This window comes from Micromonospora sp. WMMD980, assembly GCF_029626035.1.
In the GTDB taxonomy this organism is placed as follows: Bacteria; Actinomycetota; Actinomycetes; order Mycobacteriales; family Micromonosporaceae; genus Micromonospora.
The window spans coordinates 3,962,744-3,979,403 of record NZ_JARUBE010000003.1 but is presented as its reverse complement, the minus strand read 5'-3'; the positions used below and the strand labels follow the sequence as shown (position 1 = coordinate 3,979,403).

General features: G+C 73.8%; 14 protein-coding genes and 2 pseudogenes. 7 read left to right on the top strand and 9 right to left on the bottom strand.

The window, feature by feature from the left end; genetic code table 11:
• Nucleotides 1-184: 184 nt before the first annotated feature.
• From O7618_RS18545 to O7618_RS18535, 3 genes and pseudogenes are all read left to right on the top strand, one after another.
• Nucleotides 185-1,527 (top strand): annotated as a pseudogene (locus O7618_RS18545) (ricin-type beta-trefoil lectin domain protein).
• A 125-nt stretch (nucleotides 1,528-1,652) separates the two neighbouring features.
• A pseudogene (locus tag O7618_RS18540) lies at nucleotides 1,653-3,814 on the top strand (RICIN domain-containing protein).
• Nucleotides 3,815-3,956: 142 nt separating this feature from the next.
• On the top strand, nucleotides 3,957-4,694 hold the full coding sequence (locus O7618_RS18535; RefSeq protein WP_278107354.1) for a Clp protease N-terminal domain-containing protein: 738 nt from the start codon (nucleotides 3,957-3,959) through the stop codon (nucleotides 4,692-4,694).
• 48 nt (nucleotides 4,695-4,742) lie between these two features.
• Here O7618_RS18535 and O7618_RS18530 read toward each other — a convergent pair whose 3' ends face one another.
• The 4 genes from O7618_RS18530 to O7618_RS18515 form a co-directional block, all read right to left on the bottom strand.
• Nucleotides 4,743-5,261, bottom strand: coding sequence for a hypothetical protein (locus tag O7618_RS18530; protein WP_278107353.1), 519 nt, complete (start codon nucleotides 5,259-5,261; stop codon nucleotides 4,743-4,745).
• A gap of 105 nt (nucleotides 5,262-5,366) precedes the next feature.
• Nucleotides 5,367-5,552: a DNA repair protein gene (locus tag O7618_RS18525; protein ID WP_278107352.1), complete on the bottom strand. Its 186-nt coding sequence runs from the start codon at nucleotides 5,550-5,552 to the stop codon at nucleotides 5,367-5,369.
• A gap of 82 nt (nucleotides 5,553-5,634) precedes the next feature.
• Nucleotides 5,635-6,657, bottom strand: coding sequence for an ATP-binding protein (locus tag O7618_RS18520; protein WP_278107351.1), 1,023 nt, complete (start codon nucleotides 6,655-6,657; stop codon nucleotides 5,635-5,637).
• Nucleotides 6,650-7,345: a response regulator transcription factor gene (locus tag O7618_RS18515; protein ID WP_278107350.1), complete on the bottom strand. Its 696-nt coding sequence runs from the start codon at nucleotides 7,343-7,345 to the stop codon at nucleotides 6,650-6,652. The genes O7618_RS18520 and O7618_RS18515 overlap by 8 nt, the downstream gene beginning before the upstream one ends.
• Nucleotides 7,346-7,452: 107 nt before the next feature.
• Between O7618_RS18515 and O7618_RS18510 the strand changes: the two genes are divergently transcribed.
• The gene (locus tag O7618_RS18510; RefSeq protein ID WP_278107349.1) at nucleotides 7,453-8,115 is read left to right on the top strand and encodes a GNAT family N-acetyltransferase; all 663 of its coding nucleotides are present in this window, start codon (nucleotides 7,453-7,455) and stop codon (nucleotides 8,113-8,115) included.
• 169 nt (nucleotides 8,116-8,284) lie between these two features.
• On the opposite strand, the gene O7618_RS18505 is transcribed toward O7618_RS18510, so the two are convergent.
• Together O7618_RS18505 and O7618_RS18500 are read right to left on the bottom strand one after the other, a co-directional pair.
• Nucleotides 8,285-8,959 carry a TetR family transcriptional regulator gene (locus O7618_RS18505; RefSeq protein WP_278107348.1) on the bottom strand — a complete coding sequence of 225 codons (675 nt, stop codon included), beginning with the start codon at nucleotides 8,957-8,959 and terminating at the stop codon, nucleotides 8,285-8,287.
• Between the two features lie 88 nt (nucleotides 8,960-9,047).
• The gene (locus O7618_RS18500; protein ID WP_278107347.1) at nucleotides 9,048-10,502 is read right to left on the bottom strand and encodes a glycoside hydrolase family 3 N-terminal domain-containing protein; all 1,455 of its coding nucleotides are present in this window, start codon (nucleotides 10,500-10,502) and stop codon (nucleotides 9,048-9,050) included.
• Nucleotides 10,503-10,624: 122 nt separating this feature from the next.
• Between O7618_RS18500 and O7618_RS18495 the strand changes: the two genes are divergently transcribed.
• The gene (locus O7618_RS18495; protein WP_278107346.1) at nucleotides 10,625-11,830 is read left to right on the top strand and encodes an ROK family transcriptional regulator; all 1,206 of its coding nucleotides are present in this window, start codon (nucleotides 10,625-10,627) and stop codon (nucleotides 11,828-11,830) included.
• Nucleotides 11,831-11,938: 108 nt separating this feature from the next.
• Here O7618_RS18495 and O7618_RS18490 read toward each other — a convergent pair whose 3' ends face one another.
• Together O7618_RS18490 and O7618_RS18485 are read right to left on the bottom strand one after the other, a co-directional pair.
• A complete protein-coding gene (locus tag O7618_RS18490) occupies nucleotides 11,939-12,949 on the bottom strand; it encodes an ABC transporter permease subunit (RefSeq protein ID WP_278107344.1) in 1,011 nt (336 codons plus the stop codon).
• Complete coding sequence (locus O7618_RS18485) at nucleotides 12,946-13,950, bottom strand: ATP-binding cassette domain-containing protein (RefSeq protein ID WP_278107343.1); 1,005 nt, start codon at nucleotides 13,948-13,950, stop codon at nucleotides 12,946-12,948. The genes O7618_RS18490 and O7618_RS18485 overlap by 4 nt, the downstream gene beginning before the upstream one ends.
• Before the next feature lie 131 nt (nucleotides 13,951-14,081).
• Between O7618_RS18485 and O7618_RS18480 the strand changes: the two genes are divergently transcribed.
• Both O7618_RS18480 and O7618_RS18475 read left to right on the top strand, forming a co-directional pair.
• A complete protein-coding gene (locus tag O7618_RS18480; protein ID WP_278107342.1) occupies nucleotides 14,082-14,921 on the top strand; it encodes an ABC transporter ATP-binding protein in 840 nt (279 codons plus the stop codon).
• A gap of 7 nt (nucleotides 14,922-14,928) precedes the next feature.
• Complete coding sequence (locus O7618_RS18475; RefSeq protein WP_278107341.1) at nucleotides 14,929-15,825, top strand: ribokinase; 897 nt, start codon at nucleotides 14,929-14,931, stop codon at nucleotides 15,823-15,825.
• A gap of 68 nt (nucleotides 15,826-15,893) precedes the next feature.
• Here the strand turns inward: O7618_RS18475 and O7618_RS18470 are convergent, their stop codons facing one another.
• Nucleotides 15,894-16,652: a hypothetical protein gene (locus O7618_RS18470; RefSeq protein WP_278107339.1), complete on the bottom strand. Its 759-nt coding sequence runs from the start codon at nucleotides 16,650-16,652 to the stop codon at nucleotides 15,894-15,896.
• Between the last annotated feature and the right edge of the window lie 8 nt (nucleotides 16,653-16,660).

The window sequence follows — 16,660 nt, the reverse complement described above, 5'->3', positions numbered from 1 at the left end:
GGCCCGAATCGATTCGACGTCCGCTGTGGCGTTCCAGCGGTGTCCTCGGACGGTTCGAGTCCGGGCATCCGAGTCGACCATGCCGCCCGCCCGTCGTGCCCTTCTTCCGCCGCGGGCCGGTGGGATGGCGCAGTGCCCCCGCACCTCCGAATCGGTTCACACCCAGTGACGAAGGAGCCGCATCATGGCGTTGCGCAGAGCTGTCCTCGGGCCCCTGGTGGCCGCGACGATCCTGGTCGTGGCTGCGGTCGGTACCACCGTGGCCGGCGGGGCGGCGGGCGCGGCGGCCGGCACGGCCGCGGTGACGGCGGGGTGCGGCAAGGCGCCCACGTTGACCAGCGGCTCCCGGGCCATCCAGAGCGGCGGCCAGAACCGCAGCTTCATCCTGCGGATCCCGACAGCTACGACCGCAACCACGGCTACCGGCTGATCTTCGGGTTCCACCGGAACGGCGGCACCGCGGGCGACGTCGACTCCGGCGGGGCCGACCGGGACGCCTGGTCCTACTACGGGCTGCGGCAGCAGGCGAACAACAGCGCCATCTTCGTCGCGCCCCAGGGCAACGGCAACGGCTGGGCCAACCCGGGCGGCCAGGACGTCACCTTCGTCGACGACATGATCAGGCTGATCGAGGCGGACCTGTGCGTCGACACGACGCAGCGGTTCGCGCTCGGCTTCAGTTACGGCGGCGGCATGAGCTACGCCCTGGCCTGCGCTCGGGCCAACGTCTTCCGGGCCGTCGCGGTCTATTCCGGCGGCCAGCTCAGCGGCTGCGCGGGCGGCACCCAGCCCATCGCCTACCTGGGCATCCACGGCATCGGCGACCCGGTGCTGAACATCTCTGCCGGGCGGTCGCTGCGGGACACGTTCGTGCGCGCCAACGGGTGCTCCCCGCAGAGCCCGCCCGAACCACGGGCGGGCAGCCTGACGCACGTCACCACCGCCTACGCCGGCTGCCGGTCCGGCTATCCGGTCGTCTGGGCCGCGTTCGACGGCGGCCACACCCCCGGTCCGGTGGAAGGCGGCGGGGACAGCGGCGTGCGGACCTGGACGAAGACCGAGGTGTGGCGGTTCTTCACCCAGTTCGACGGTGCCGGGCCGACGCCCACGCCGACGGGCGGTCCGACCACTCCGTCGCCGGGCGGCACCTCGGCCCTGCGCAACGTCGCCGCCGGTCGCTGCCTGGACGTCAACGGCGCCGCGCAGACCAACGGCGCCGCGGCGATCATCTGGGACTGCCACGGGCAGAGCAACCAGTCCTGGACCGCGACCGCCGCGCAGGAACTGCGGGTCTTCGGCGGCAAGTGCCTCGACGTCAGCGGCGCGGCGACCGCGAACGGCAGCCCGGTGATCATCTGGGACTGCAACGGCCAGGCCAACCAGCGGTGGCGGCTCAACGCCGACGGCACCGTCACCGGTGTCGGCTCGGGTCGGTGCCTGGACGCGGCCGGCGGCGGCACCGGCAACGGCACCCGTACCCAGATCCAGGACTGCACCGGTGTGGCAAGCCAGCGGTGGAGTCGTTGACGGTCGTGTTGTGTGAACGTTAACATTCGATGTCTAAAGATCGATGCTGGTAAATTAAACCTGTTCGGGAGGCGGATCGGATGTTCAGCGCAGTGAATCGTCCACGACGGTCGTGGCGGGCCGTGATGTCCGCGGCGGCGGCGTCGGTCCTGGCGGCGGCGGCCGTCCTGACCGCGTCCGCCTCCCCGGCGCAGGCCGCCACCGCCATCACCGTCAACGGCTCGTCCGGCGGGCGCACGCTCGACGGCGTCGGGGCGGTCAGCGGTGGCGGCGGAAACAGCAGACTGCTGATCGACTACCCGGAGCCGCAGCGCAGCGACCTGCTCGACTACCTGTTCAAGCCGGGCTACGGCGCGGCGATGCAACTGCTCAAGGCGGAGATCGGCGGCGACACCAACTCCACCTCCGGCGCGGAGCCCAGCCACGAGCACACCCGGGGCAGCGTGAACTGCAACCGGGGCTACGAGTGGTGGCTGATGGAGCAGGCCCGGCTGCGCAACCCCAACATCGCGCTGGTCGGCCTGGCCTGGGGCGCGCCCGGCTGGATCGGCAACGGCACCTTCTGGTCCACCGACTCGATCAACTATCTGGTGGGCTGGCTGGACTGCGCCGCCACGCACGGGCTGACCATCAGCTACCTCGGCGGGTGGAACGAGAAGGGCTACAACACCACCTGGTACAAGAACCTTCGGTCCACCCTGAACTCCCGTGGCTACGGCAACGTCAAGATCGTCGCCTCGGACGACTTCGGGTGGGGCGCCGCCGACGACTCGCTGCGCGACCCGGCGTTCGCCAACGCCGTGCAGGTCTGCGGCAGCCACTACGTGTGCGGCTACCGCAGCGCCCAGACCAGTTGCCCCAGCTCCGCAAACGCACTGTCCACCGGCAAACAGCTCTGGGCCAGCGAGAACGGGTCCGACGACTACAACGCCGGCGCGCCGGCGCTCGCCCGGAGCATCAACCGCGGGTACATCGACGGCAAGATGACCGGCTACATCAACTGGCCGGCGATCGCCGCCATCACCCCCAACATCCCCTGGGCGACCACCGGCGTGGCGGTGGCCCAGCAGCCGTGGTCCGGCGCGTACTCGATCGGCAAGAGCACCTGGGTGATGGCGCACACCACCCAGTTCACCGCCCCGGGCTGGCGCTACCTCGACGCGTCGAGCGGCTACCTCGGCGGCAACCGCAACAACGGCAGCTACGTGTCGCTCAAGTCCACCAACAACACCGACTGGAGCACCGTCATCGAGACGCAGGACGCCGGCTCGGCCCAGCAGCTCGACTTCACCGTCACCGGCGGGCTGTCCACCGGCACGGTACGGGTCTGGGCGACCAACCTGCGGTCGAACAACACCGCCGACCACTTCGTCCGGAACGCCGACGTCACGCCGAACGGCGGGCGGTTCTCGCTCACCGTCCAGCCCGGCTACGTCTACAGCATCACCACCACGAGCGGGCAGGGTAAGGGCACGGCGGTCAGCCCGGCGCAGGGCAACCTGAAGCTGCCGTACAGCGACACCTTCGACAGCCACGCCACCGGCCGCGAGGCCAAGTACCTGATGGACCAGCAGGGCTCGTTCGAGATCGCCGGGTGCGCCGCCGGCCGGACCGGGCAGTGCGTCCGCCAGATGTCCGAGCAGGCGCCGATCTACTGGACGTCCGGCCAGGCCGAGCCGTACACCCTGCTGGGCGACCTGACCTGGCGGCGCTGGGCACCGGACGCTGGCACAACCTGTCGCTGAAGCTCAACGGCGGCACGCTCACCGCCGCGATCGACGGCACCACCGTCGGCACGGTGTCGGACTCCACCTGGGTCACCGGTCAGATCGGGTACGGCACCGGCCAGGGCGTCACCGCCCAGTTCGACAACCTCTCGATCACGCCCGGCGACGGGTCCGGCAGCCCCACCGGGGAGATCGCAGCGCGAGCGCCAACCGGTGCCTGGACGTCAACGGCGCCGGCCAGGCCGACGGCGCGGTCGTGCAGATCTGGGACTGCAACGGCGGCCCGAACCAGCAGTGGACGGTTGGCGCGAACAACCAGCTCACCGTCTACGGCAACAAGTGCCTCGACGTGCCCGGCGCCGCGTCCGGCAGCCGCGCGCGCATCATGACCTGCAACGGCGGCGCCAACCAGCAGTGGCGGCTCAACGCCGACGGCACGATCGTCGGCGTCGGCTCCGGACTCTGCCTGGACGTCAACGGCCAGGGCAACCGCCAACGGCACCGCCGTCCAGATCTGGACCTGCAACGGCGGCGCGAACCAGCGCTGGGTCCGCGCCTGACCCACACCCACCCCCTCGAACCTCGTCGATCATGAGGTTGGCGGCGCAGGGGATCTCCACCCCTGCCGTCAACCTCGTGATCGACGTCGAGCGCCGTCAACCTGGGGTTGACGGAGCGGGAGCGTCAACCTATGGTTGACGAATGACCGAGCCAGAGCCGCTCAAGATGAGCCAGCCGGTGCGCCTCGACGACCTGATCGCGGGCATCAAGAAGGCGCGCCCCGACGCACTCGACCAACTCGCCGACGCGGTCCTCCTCGCCGACCACCTCGGCGACGTCGCCGACCACCTGATCGGCCACTTCGTCGACCAGGCCCGCCGCTCCGGCGCCTCGTGGACGGAGATCGGCCGCAGCATGGGGGTCAGCAAGCAGGCCGCCCAGAAGCGCTCCGCCGCCAAGGCGGAGACCGCCGCCGCCCTCGACCCCAACGCCGGCTTCGGCCGGTTCACCCCGCGCGCCCGCAACGTCGTGCTGGCCTCGCAGGAGGAGGCGCGGGCGGCCGGCAACGCCGAGATCACCCCGGGCCACGTCGCGCTGGGGCTGCTCGCCGAGCCGGACGGGCTGGCCGCCGCGCTGATCGTGGCTCGCGGCGTACCCCTGGAGGCGCTGCGGGAGGCCGTCACCGCGACCCTGCCGGCGAAGGCCGAGCAGGTCCCGGACCTCATTCCCTACGACGCGCGGGCCAAGAAAGTCCTGGAGTTGACATTCCGGGAGGCGCTGCGGATGGGCCACAACTACATCGGCACGGAGCACATCCTGCTCGCCCTGCTGGAGGAGGAGGGCGGCGCCGGCGTGCTCGGCGGGCTCGGCCTGACCAAGGAGTCGCTGGAGGCCGTGGTGGAGGGCGCGCTCGCCGAACTCAATCGCAAGCGGGCCTGACCCGCGTCGGGCACGCGTCACGGGGGCGCGTGCCCGACGTCGGGCTGGTCAGTCGGCGGCGGGGAAGCCGTAGCGGGCGGCGTGCTCCGGATCGGCCGGGTCGACCTGCCGGATGCCGGCGTCGGCGAGGCGCTTGTTCACCTCGTCGAGGCGGTCCCGGACCAGCCGGGCCTCCTCCTCGGTCATCCGGCCGCGGTGCGGCCGGCCGGCGTGCTCGATCGTGCCGTAGTCGATCTTCTCGGCGGTCCGGCGCGCCTTCGGCGGCTTCACCCGCTCGGCGGTGCGCAACAACTGCGCCATCGGCACGTCGGTGGCCATCGCGTCGAACTCGCTGGCGGTCAGCACCACCCGGCGCGGCTCGCCGCCGCCGTGCCGGTCGTGGATCTCCACCACCGCCACGTCCAGCGCCGCGTCGTCGATGCTCTCCACGTCGACCGGGGTGGCGTCCAGTTGCACGGGCCCGGCGACCAGATCCGGGTGCTCCAGCACGACGACCCTGACCACCTCGTCGTCGGGGGACAGCACCTGGCCGGTGAAGTCGGAGACGTGGATCGTCTTCTTGCCCATGCGCGGAGCTTCTCCTGTCGTAGGCCGAAATCGGACCACAAGACGCTACCGCACAGGCGTACGAAGGGTCGGTTCGCCGGCCGGCCCGGTGTGTCGCCGCCCGCCCTAGCCGGTGGTGAGGCCGCGCCAGGCGGAGGCGCCGGCGGGCTGCGCGTTCAGCTCGGCCCAGGAGGTCCCCCGGTGGCGGGCCTCGCGGTACTCCGGTTGGGCAGGGAAGCGCCGGGCGGAGTCGGCGGCCCGCCAGCTCCGCTCGGCGTCCTGCTGGAATCGGTCATTCGGCTTCTGAGGCATGACCACTACCGTCCCAGAGAAACTTGTCCATGTATGGAAATGAATATGACGCGGGAGCGATGTGTTCGGTTCCCTGGACGCGTCAGATTCCGGCAGCCGGCAGGCGGACCACGAATCGGCATCCGTCGCTGACGTTCTGCACCTCTACCCGCCCGCCGTGCGCCTCAACCAACCCGCGCACGATCGCCAGCCCGAGCCCGCCGGAACCGCCCGGTTCGGCCGCCGCCGGGGTGCGGGCCGGCTCGCCGCGGAACGCCACGTCGAACACCCGGGGCAGGTCGTCCTCCGGGATGCCGCCGCAGGTGTCCGCCACCGCCAGCCAGGCGGTGTCGACGTCCTGCCCGGCGTGCACCGAGACCGTGCCGTCGGCCGGGGTGTAGCGGATCGCGTTCAGCAGCAGGTTGCCCACCACCCGGGCCAGTTCCCGCTCGCTGGCGGTCACCGTCGGCCAGCCCGCCTCGGCGGCGACCAGCCGGATCCGGCGGGCGGCGGCCAGCGGCGCGGCGCCGGCCAGCGCGTCGGAGACCACGTCGCCGAGCGCCACCGTGGACAGCGACAGTCGCAACGCGCCCGCGTTGATCCGGGACAGCTCGAACAGGTCGTCGACGAGCCGGGTCATCCGGTCGGTCTCCACCCGGATCCGGCGGTGGTACTCGGCCACCGTCGCCGGGTCGTCGACCACCCCGTCCTCCAGCGCCTCGGCCATCGCCCGCAGCCCGGCCAGCGGCGTACGGAGGTCGTGCGAGACCCACGCGACCAGGTCCCGGCGGCCCTTCTCGATCCGCCGCTCCCGGGCCCGCGCCTGGTCCGCCCAGACCGCGGCGGCGGCCAGCCGGCGGCCGAACAGCCACCCCACCGCCAGGCTCACCACGGCGGCGGCGGAGACCGTGATCAGCACCACCTGGAGGTCGTGCGGGGAGAGGAACATCGCCCGGGCGACCCCCGCCACCCCGGCGGCCACCGCGGCCACCGTCATCGCCAGCAGCACCGAGATGTGCACGGTGATCGACCGGCCACGCAGCACCCGCAGCGCGACCGCGCCGGCCAGCCCGACCGCGAGCGCGGCGGCCAGCGCCACCCCGAAGATCAGCGCGAGGTCACGCATCGGCCGGCTCGTAGCGGTAGCCGACGCCCCACACGGTGACGATGCGTCGGGGCCGGGCCGGATCGTCCTCGATCTTCTCCCGCAGCCGACGCACGTGCACGGTCACCGTCGACTGGTCGCCGAAGCTCCAGCCCCACACCCGCTCCAGCAGCTCGGCCCGGCGGAACGCGCGCGCCGGGTGCCGCATGAGGTGCGCCAGCAGGTCGAACTCGCGCAGCGTCAGGGTCAGCTCGCGGCCACGCAGGCGGGCCACCCGGGGCCCGGTCTCCACCTCCAGGCCGGCGTCGGCCAGCCGCACCGGCGGCGCGGCGGCCGGCTCGCCGCCGGCCCGGCGCAGCACCGAGCGGACCCGCAGCACCAGCTCGCGCGGGGAGAAGGGCTTGCTCAGGTAGTCGTCCGCGCCCAGTTGCAGGCCGAGGATCCGGTCGGCCTCGTCGCCGCGGGCGGTGAGCATGACGATGGGTACGCCGTCCGGCCGCTCCCGCAGCCGCCGGCACACCTCCAACCCGTCGAGCACGGGCAGCATCAGATCCAGCACCACCAGGTGCGGCGGCCGGCGGGACACGGTGTCCAGCGCCGCCGCGCCGTCGCCGACGTGCTCGACCTCGTAGCCGGCGTGCGCCAGGTAGCGGCAGACCACGTCGGCGACCGTCCGGTCGTCGTCGACCACCAGCACCCGCTGCGCCACCCCGCACCTCCCGCGTAGCGAGAGGTCAGCGTAGCCACGGGCGGACCGGGTGAGCCATTGCGAGGTTCTTACGGCGGGAGCGGTCCCTCGGGGCGTACCATGATCATGTGCTCGACCGGCGGCTCTTCCTGCACCTGGCGACCTGGTTGGGGCAGTGGCCGGCCGGTCCCGGGCTGCACGTGGTCCGGTCCTGGCGCCGCGCCCGCCCGGCCTGGGACGGGCGGCCACGCCCGGCCGTCGCGGTCTCGGTGGGCGGCAGCACGGTGCTCTCGGTGCCGCCACTGCGGGTCGAGGCGGTGCGGGCCCTGGTCGCGGAACGACCGATCGAACAGTGGTTGCCCGCGCTGCCGGCGACGGTCGGCGCGCCGGAGCTGACCACGAGCCGCGGCGTCTTCCGCTGGTGCACCGACCCGGCGCCGCTGCCCGACGTGGGGGAGTGGCTGCCGCCCGAGATGCCCGGCGCCCCGGCCTGGCTGGGCCTCTTTCCCGAGGTGCTCGTGGTCCGGGACGCCGACGGCGCCTACCTGGCCGGGGTCGGGGTCAAACGGCACGACGCGTACGGGCACGAGCTGGCGGTGGGCACGTCCCCGGCGGCCCGGGGAGGCGGCCTGGCCCGGCGGCTGGTGGCGCAGGCGGCCCGGCGGGTGCTGGCCGAAGGGGCGATCCCCACCTATGCGCACGACCCGGGCAACCACGCCTCCGCACGGGTGGCCGAGGCGGCCGGGTTCCCGGACCGGGGCTGGACCTCGTTCGGCGTCTTCCCGCACTGACGGCGGCGTGGGCGCGGACCGTGGATCCCGGGCCGGATCCACGGTCCGCGGCCTCTCCCCAGGTCCCAGTGAGGTAACGCTAGGTGAAGGTTGGCCGCCCGGGCAAGATGCCGGCCTTGTCCGGTAACGGACTTGACCTGCTAAATCGCCATCACGTTCGAGCGATGGCTCAGTGACGCAACGTGTGGATCAGGGTGAGCGCCTGGCGGGTGACCGGGCGCAGCACCCGGAGCCGGGACAGCCCGACGAGCCGGTCGACGAGCGGCACCACCCCGTCGACGAGCTGCCGGGTCCTGGCCTGCCCGGGCGAGCGGTCGTGCACCCAGTAGAGCACCACTCCCAGGTAGCCGAGCCAGAGCAGCTCCGGCAGCGTCTCCCGCAGTTCGTCGTCCAGTCTGGCGGTCGAGCCGGTGAGCACCTCGCGGAACAGCGACACCGACGCGTCCCGGGCCGGCGACGAGTCGGTGGAGAACGGGCTCAACGGAGACGTCGGCTCGGCCGCCGTCTTGAAGAACGTCCCGGCGAACGAGTGGTAGGGGCTCAGCACGTCCACGCCCGCGTGCAGCACGCCGGCCAGCCGGGCCGCGAAGTCCCGCTCCCGGGCGAGCACCGGCGCGGCGGCCGCCCGGTGCTCGCGCTGGGTGTCCGCGTAGAACTCCTGGATCAGGTGTTCCTTCGAGCCGAAGTAGTAGTAGGCGTTGCCCACCGAGACGCCGGCCTCCTCGGCGACGGCCCGCATGGTGGTGCGGGCGTATCCCCGCTCGCGGAACAGCCGCATCGCGGTGTCCAGGATCAGCCGGCGGGTCTGCTCACCCCGGGCGGTCGGCGTGCTCTGCTCGGTCATCGGGGTCACCGTATCCCGGCTCCCGGACGCGATCGCGGACCGCGCCGGCCCGCCGCCGGGCGACGGCGGGCCGGTGGATGCGGGCCGGTCAGCCGGTCAGGCCGAGTGCCCGTGCCGCCGCACGACCGTTGGCGTGGCTGGCCCCGTAGGTGGCGACGAACGCCCGGGCCCCGGCCGGCCGCCAATCACCCGGCCACCCCATCTCGACCACCGTCACCGGATGCGTGGCGGCCAGCGCCTCGACCAGTTCCCGGGCCCCGGGCAGCCGGTGCAGGTGCCGCCCCACCAGCACCACCGGTCGTTGCCCGGCGAGCCGGCGCAGCTCGGCCGGGTCGGTCTCGCCGGCCACCGCGCGGGCCTGCTCGACCCCGCCGGCCAGGTGCGGGCCCAATCCCCACGGCACCCGGCCCTCGGCGACGGTGGACGGGGCGTGCACCTGCACCACGAGCGCGGCGGCCGGGCCGGGCAGGTCGCCCTCCACGTGCACGGCCCGCAGCGCGGCGGCGTAGCCGAGGTCGTCGGCGGCCGGCGGCGGGGCGTCGACCGGCCCGGTCCAGCCGGCCAGCGCGGCGGTCCGGCCGGCGGCCTCCTCCACCCGGGCGCGCGCCAGCCGGCCGTCACCCAACGCGGTGACGATCTCCGCGGCGACCAGCTCCACCAGGTCGGCGTCGACCCGGGCGCCGATGCAGAGCAGGTCGGCGCCGGCGGCGAGCGCGCGTACCGCGGCCGGGCCCACCCCGCCGGCGGCCAGCGCGGCGCCCTTCATCTCCAGCGCGTCGGTGATCACCGTGCCGGTGAAGCCGTACTCGACGCGCAGCAGGTCGTGCAGGACCGCCCGGCTGAACGTCGCCGGACCGTCGCCGGTCAGCGCCGGCACCCGGATGTGCGCGGTCATCACCGCGCGCACCCCGGCGTCGATCACCGCGGCGAACGGCGGCAGGTCGCGCTCCCGCAGCACGGCCGGCGGCACGTCGACGGTGGGCAGCTCGTGGTGCGAGTCGGCGACGGTCGCGCCGTGGCCGGGGAAGTGCTTCGCGCAGGCGGCCACGCCGGCCGCCTGGAGGCCGGCGACCGCGGCGGCCGAGTGCGCCGCGACCCGCTTCGGGTCCGCGCCGAAGGAGCGGGTGCCGATCACCGGATTCTCGTCGGCGGTGTTCACGTCGACGGTGGGCGCCAGGTCGAGGGTGAGACCGACCGCGGCCAGCTCGCCGCCGATCGCCGCGTAGACCGCACGGGTGAGGTCCGGGTCGTCGACCGCGCCGAGCGCGGCGTTGCCCGGGTACGGGCTGCCGGTGGCGTGGGCCAGCCGGGTGACGTCACCGCCCTCCTCGTCGATCGCCAGGATCACGTCCGGGCGACCGGCGCGCAGCGCGGCGGTGGACGCCGCCAGTTGGGCCGGGTCGTGCACGTTGGTGCCGAACAGGGTGTGCCCGGCCAGCCCGTCGGCGAGCAGGTCGACCGCCCAGTCCGGCGGAACCGGGCCGGCGTACGCGGCCAGCAACGTGCCCAGCGCGAGTCGGCGGAGTCCTGGATCCAGCCCCACTTGTGCCCCTTTCCCTGCCGGATCGTCCGACCTCACTCGGATCGGGGTGGCCGATACGCTAACGGGCACCCTTAGGCAGGCGTTTTGGTTAGAAACCTTACTGAAAAATCGAGGACCTTGGCATGAGTGCGACCCGGTTGCCCGGCACCCCCCGACTCCTGCGGGCGCTCAACGACCGCGCGGCGCTGGAGCTGCTGCTCGAGCGCGGGCCGTTGACCCGGGCCCGGATCGGCGAGCTGACCGGGCTGTCCAAGGTGACCGCGTCGCAGCTCGTCGAGCGGCTGGAGGAGCGCGGCCTGGTCGCCCGGGTCGGCGAGCAGGCCGGCGGGCGGGGCCCGAACGCCCAGCTCTACGCGGTGCGCCCGAGCAGCGCGTACGTGGTCGGTGTGGACGTCGGCGCGGAGCGCGTGGTGGCCGCCTGCGCCGACATCACCGGCACGGTCGCCGGCCGGGTCGAGCAGTCCACCCGGGACACCGACGACCCGGTGGGGGTGGTGCACAACGCCGTGGTGCAGGCCGCCAGCAGTGCCGGGGCGGAGCTGTCCGCGGTCCGGCGGGTGGTGCTCGGCACGCCCGGCCTGGTCGATCCGCAGACCGGCGACATCACGTTCGCGTTCAACCTGCCGCGCTGGCACAGCGGCCTGCTCGCCGCGCTCCGCGAGGACCTGGACACCCCGGTCGTCTTCGAGAACGACGTGAACCTGGCGGCGGTCGCCGAGGCGCAGTCGGGCGCGGCCCGCGACACCGCCGACTTCGTGCTGGTCTGGGTGGACGCCGGGGTCGGCCTGGCGATAATGCTGGGCGGCCGGTTGCACCACGGCAGCAGCGGCGCGGCCGGCGAGATCGGTTACCTGCCGGTGCCCGGTGTGCCCATCCCGCGCGACGTGTCCCGGCGCGCCAAGCCGGCGTTCCAGCAGCTCGCCGGTGCCGACGCGGTCCGTGCGGTGGCGGCCGAGCACGGCTTCGCCACGGCGGACGCGGCCGAACAGGGCGTCGCGGCGGCCCGGGCCGCCGAGGCGGTCGACGCGGCAATCGCGGCGGGGGATGCCGGTGGCCCGGTGCTGGACGAGCTGGCCCGCCGGTTGGCGCTCGGTGTGGCGAGCACCTGCGTGGTGCTCGACCCTCCGCTCGTGGTGCTCGCCGGCGCGGTCGGTCGGGCGGGCGGGGCCGCGCTGGCCGAGCGGGTGCAGCGCGAGGTGGCCGCGATCACGCTGGTCCGGCCCCGGGTGGTGAGCACCGGGCTGACCGAGGAACCGATCCTGCGCGGCGCGCTGCGTACCGCGCTCGACGCGGTCCGTGACGAGGTGTTCGGCTCGACGGTCGGCTGAGCGCCGGCTCATCCACCCGGTCGCCATCTGAAGGAATTCTTCACCCTGTTGGGCGAGTCTGCAAGGAGTTGCCGGCGCGGCCCGTGGGCGCGGGCCGCGCCGGCACGCTCAGATCAGGTCACGGCGGCGGAACACCACGAACGCGGCCGCCACCAGCGCGCCGGTCAGCGCCACCAGGACCACCAGCCCCGACGGCCAGCCGAGCGCGTAGGAACCGTCGCAGAACCCGGAGATCCCGGCCCCGCAGGCGCTGTCGTCCCAGAACCGCACCTCACCGGCGAGCCACGCCCCCAGATAGCTGGAGAGCATGAACCGGTCCGGCCGGACGACCCGGAGGATCTGGAACACCAGCCGCGCGCCCAGCTCCCACACCACCAGGTAGGCGGCCACCGTGCCCAGCGCCGCCGAGGTGTGCCGGCCCAGCGTGGCCACGGCGAACCCGAGCGCCGCGGCGAACAGCACGAGCAGCAGACCGCGCACCCAGGTCGCGCCGAGCGACGCCCAGAACTCGCCACCCATCCGGCCGGTCAGCCCGGAGGCCTGACCGATCAACCAGAACGCGCTCAGATAGGCCACCGACGCCAGCACGGAGAGCGCCAGCACGCCGCCCAACAGCGTGCCGAGCTTCGCGACGAACACGGTCGGCCGGCGCGGCCGCCACAGCAGCAGGTTGACCACCCCGCCCGAGTTCAGGTCCGCCCCGATGTAGGAGGCGCCGACCAGGAACCCGAACAGCGCCAGGAACGCGATCAGGAAGTAGAGCAGCGGCCCGGCCTCCTTGGCGAAGACGAAGACGCCGCTCAGATAGTCGGACGCGGTCGGCAGCTGCTCCGACCGGGCCGGGTCGATCTGGGCGCAGTCGCGCGGCACGTAGTCGTTCTCGTCCGGGGTGACCGTTCCCGCCTTGATCTGCACGCAGCGGTCGTGCGCCAGCTCCAGCCGCTGGACCTCCTGCGCGGCCTGGGTCTGGGCCCGGCTCAGCTCGATCGCGGTCGGCCGGTGCGAACCGCCGAGCGTGGTCACCACGGTCACCGCGAAGGCCACCGCCAACAACACCACCATGAGCTGCACGAAGCGCCGGGCGGCCAACCGCTCCAGCTCGGCACGGACCAGGTTCACGCGTCCACCGCCCGGCCGTCGGAGACGTCCAGATCGATCACGCCGTCGTGCGGCGGTGCGCCGTCCACCTGGCGCGGCACCGCCACCGGCTCGTGGCCGCCGGTCAACTCCAGGAAGACGCTCTCCAGGTCGGGCCGGAGCGGGATCAGCTCACGCACCCACAGGCCCTGCTCGCCGAGCGTGCGGCTGATCGTCTCGGGGTCCTCCACACCGGTCACCACCAGGTGCTCGGCGTGCCCGGTCACCGACAGGCCGGCGCGGCCCAGCAACTGCGCGGCCCGCTCCGGCTCGGCCACCCGCACCTGCCACTGGTGCTGGTCGAAGCCGGCCAGCACCTCGTCCACCGGCCCGTACGCGACCCGCCGGCCGCGGCTGACGATCGTCACGTGGTCGCAGATCAGCTGGATCTCGGCGAGGATGTGGCTGGAGAGCAACACCGTCACCCCGGCGGCGGCGAGCGACCTGGTGAGGTCGCGCATCTCCCGGATGCCGGCCGGGTCGAGCCCGTTCGCCGGCTCGTCGAGGATCAGCAGCTCCGGGCGTTTGAGCAGGGCTGAGGCGACCGCCAAACGCTGCTTCATGCCCAGCGAGTAACCCTTCACCCGCTCGTCGCCCCGGTCCCGCAGGCCGACCTGCTCCAGCACCTCGTCCACCCGGCTGGTGGGCACGCCGCCGGCCACGGCCAGCAGCCGCAGCGTCCGGTGCGCGGTGAAGTTGCCGAAGAACTGCGGGCTCTCCACGATCGCGCCGACCCGCCCGGCCACGTCGGGCAGCCGCTCCGGTGACCGGGCGCCCAGCACGTGCATCCAGCCGGAATCCGGCCGGACCAGCCCGAGCAGCGCCCGGAGCGTGGTCGTCTTTCCCGAGCCGTTCGGCCCGAGGAAGCCGTGCACCTGACCCGCCTCGACCAACATGTGGAAGTCGTCGACGGCGACGCGGCGCCCCCGACGCAAGGTGTGGAACGTCTTGCGGAGACCGGCGATCTCGATGACCGCGCTCATCCGCCCGCCTCCCGGCAGCGGTCGGGCATCTGTCGTCCTTCCGAAGCGGTGACCAACGACACGGCGCCCCACCCTATGGCCGCGACGCCGCCCGTGGGGGGCGACGGGCCGGTGCGTGGTTGGATGGGGCGGTGACTGGTGACCTGATCCCCGGCGCCGCCGGCGCCCCCGCCCCCTCGACCGTGGACGCGGATCTGGTGGTCAGCCTCGACGGGGTCGGCGTCAAGCGCTCCGGCACCTCGCTGGTGCACGACGTCGACTGGCGGGTCGAGCTGGACGAACGGTGGGTGCTGCTCGGCCCGAACGGCGCCGGCAAGACCACCCTGCTCAACCTGGCCGCCGGCCGGCTGCACCCGAGCCACGGCATCGCCCACGTGCTCGGCGAGCGCATCGGCCGCACCGACGTCAACGAGCTGCGTACCCGGATCGGCCTCTCCACCGCCACCCTCGCCGAGCGGATCCCCGCCGAGGAGCGCGTCACCGACGTGGTGGTGACCGCCGCCTGGTCGGTGGTCGGCCGCTGGCGGGAGAGCTACGACCGCACCGACGAGGCGCGCGCCGCCGCGCTGCTCGGCCAGCTCGGCGTCGGCCACCTCGCCGACCGCGCCTACGGCACGCTCTCCGAGGGCGAGCGCAAGCGGGTGCAGATCGCGCGGGCCCTGATGACCGACCCGGAGCTGCTGCTGCTCGACGAGCCCGCCGCCGGGCTCGACCTGGGCGGTCGGGAGGACCTGGTCGCCCGGCTCGCCGAGCTGGCGTACGACCCGGACGCCCCGGCCATGGTGCTGGTCACCCACCACGTGGAGGAGATCCCACCGGGCTTCACCCACGCGCTGCTGCTGCGCGAGGGCGGCGTGGTGGCGCAGGGTCTGCTCGCCGACGTGCTCACCGCCGACAACCTGTCCAAGACCTTCGGCCTGCCGCTGCTCGTCTCGCGCGCCGGCGACCGCTGGACCGCCCGGGCCGCCTGAGCCTGTCATGTCGCAGACCCGGATCGCCGTCGTCGGCAGCGCCAACATGGATCTGGTCGGGACCGCCGCCGCGCTGCCCCGGCCGGGTGAGACGGTGCTCGGCACCGACTTCGTCATGCTCCCCGGCGGCAAGGGCGCCAACCAGGCGGTCGCCGCGGTACGCGCCGGCGCGTCCTGCGTCTTCCTCGGCGCGATCGGCTCGGACGCGTTCGGTGTCACCCTCCGGGCCCGGATCACCGCCGCCGACGTGGACACCGGCCACCTCCGGGTCGCCTACGGTCCGTCCGGCGTCGCCCTGGTGATGGTCGGCGGCGCGGGGGAGAACGCCATCCTGGTCACCCCCGGCGCGAACGAGGCGTTCGTCGCGCCGACCGAGGCCGAGCTGGCCGCCGTACGCGAGGCGGACGTGCTCGTCGCGCAGCTGGAGGTGCCGGTCGAGACGGTGACCGAGGCGGCGCTGGCGGCCCGGTCGGCGGGCACCCGGGTGGTGCTCAACGCGGCGCCGGCCCGGTCGCTGCCGGCCGAACTGCTCGCCGCGACCGACCTGCTGGTGGTCAACGAGCCGGAGGCGCAGGCGCTGACCGGCCGCGGCCGGGGCGAGCCGGCGGCGCTGCTCGACCTGGTGCCCCGGGCGGTGCTCACGCTCGGCGGCGACGGCGCCTGGTACGTCGACCGGGACCGGCCGGCGGTGCACGTGCCGGCGGTTCCGGTGGACGTGGTCGACTCCACCGCCGCCGGGGACGCTTTCACCGCCGCGCTCGCGGTGGCCTGGGGGGAGGGCCGCGACCTGACCGAGGCGGTGCGCTGGGCCTCGGCGGCCGGGGCGGCCTGCGTCCGCAAGCTGGGCGCCTCGGTGGCGCTGCCGCACCGCACCGAGATCGACGCGCTGTTCGCCCGCGGTTGAGCGTGGCCCTTCGCGAGGTGTGAGAGGGGGCCCCTTCTCTACCGGAGACGTTAAGAAGGGGCCCCTCCTTAACCCTCGGCGCGCTCGCCGCGGCGGCGCAGCATGGCGAGGCCGGGGATGCCGGCCACCGCGAGCTTGAGGTCGCGGGTGACGTCCAGCAGGTCGTGCAGGTCCGGGCCGACCCGGTCCAGCGTGGCCAGGATCGGCAGCACGTCCGAGGTCAGGTGCTCCTTCAACTTCGGCAGCTCGTCGACCAGCCGGATCGCGGCGGTGACCTCCTCCGGGCTGAGCTGCTCGACGAAACGGGCCGCCATCGGCGCGGCCCGGCGCAGCGTCGCCTCGTACGCGGTCAGCAGCTCGGTCGCGGTGCCGGCCGCCGCCTCGGCGGTGGCCACCGTGCCGGCGGCCCGCGTCGCCACCGTGTCCGCCTCGGCGACCACCCCGGCCGCGGCCCGCGCCACCCGGTCGGCCTCGCCGACCACGGTGCCGGCCGCCGCGGAGACCCGCTCCGCCTCGCCGACCACCACCGCCGCCGCGGCGGCCACCTCGGTCGCGGTGTCGATCGCGGTGGTGGCGGCGGCGCTGATCACGCCCACCTCGCGTACCGCGGTCTCCGCGTCGGTGAGCACCCGGTCGGTGCGGTCGAGCGTGCCCTCGATCCGGTCGACCACCCCGTTGATCCGCCGGACCAGCGCCTCCACCTCGTCGAGCACGGCGAAGGCGCGGGCGGGCACGGCGGCGAGCGCGGTGGCCGAACCGAACGCCTGGTCGAGGGCGGAACGGGTGAGGCCGACGACGTCGCCGGGCCGGGGGAGTGGGATCGCCATGCCCACAA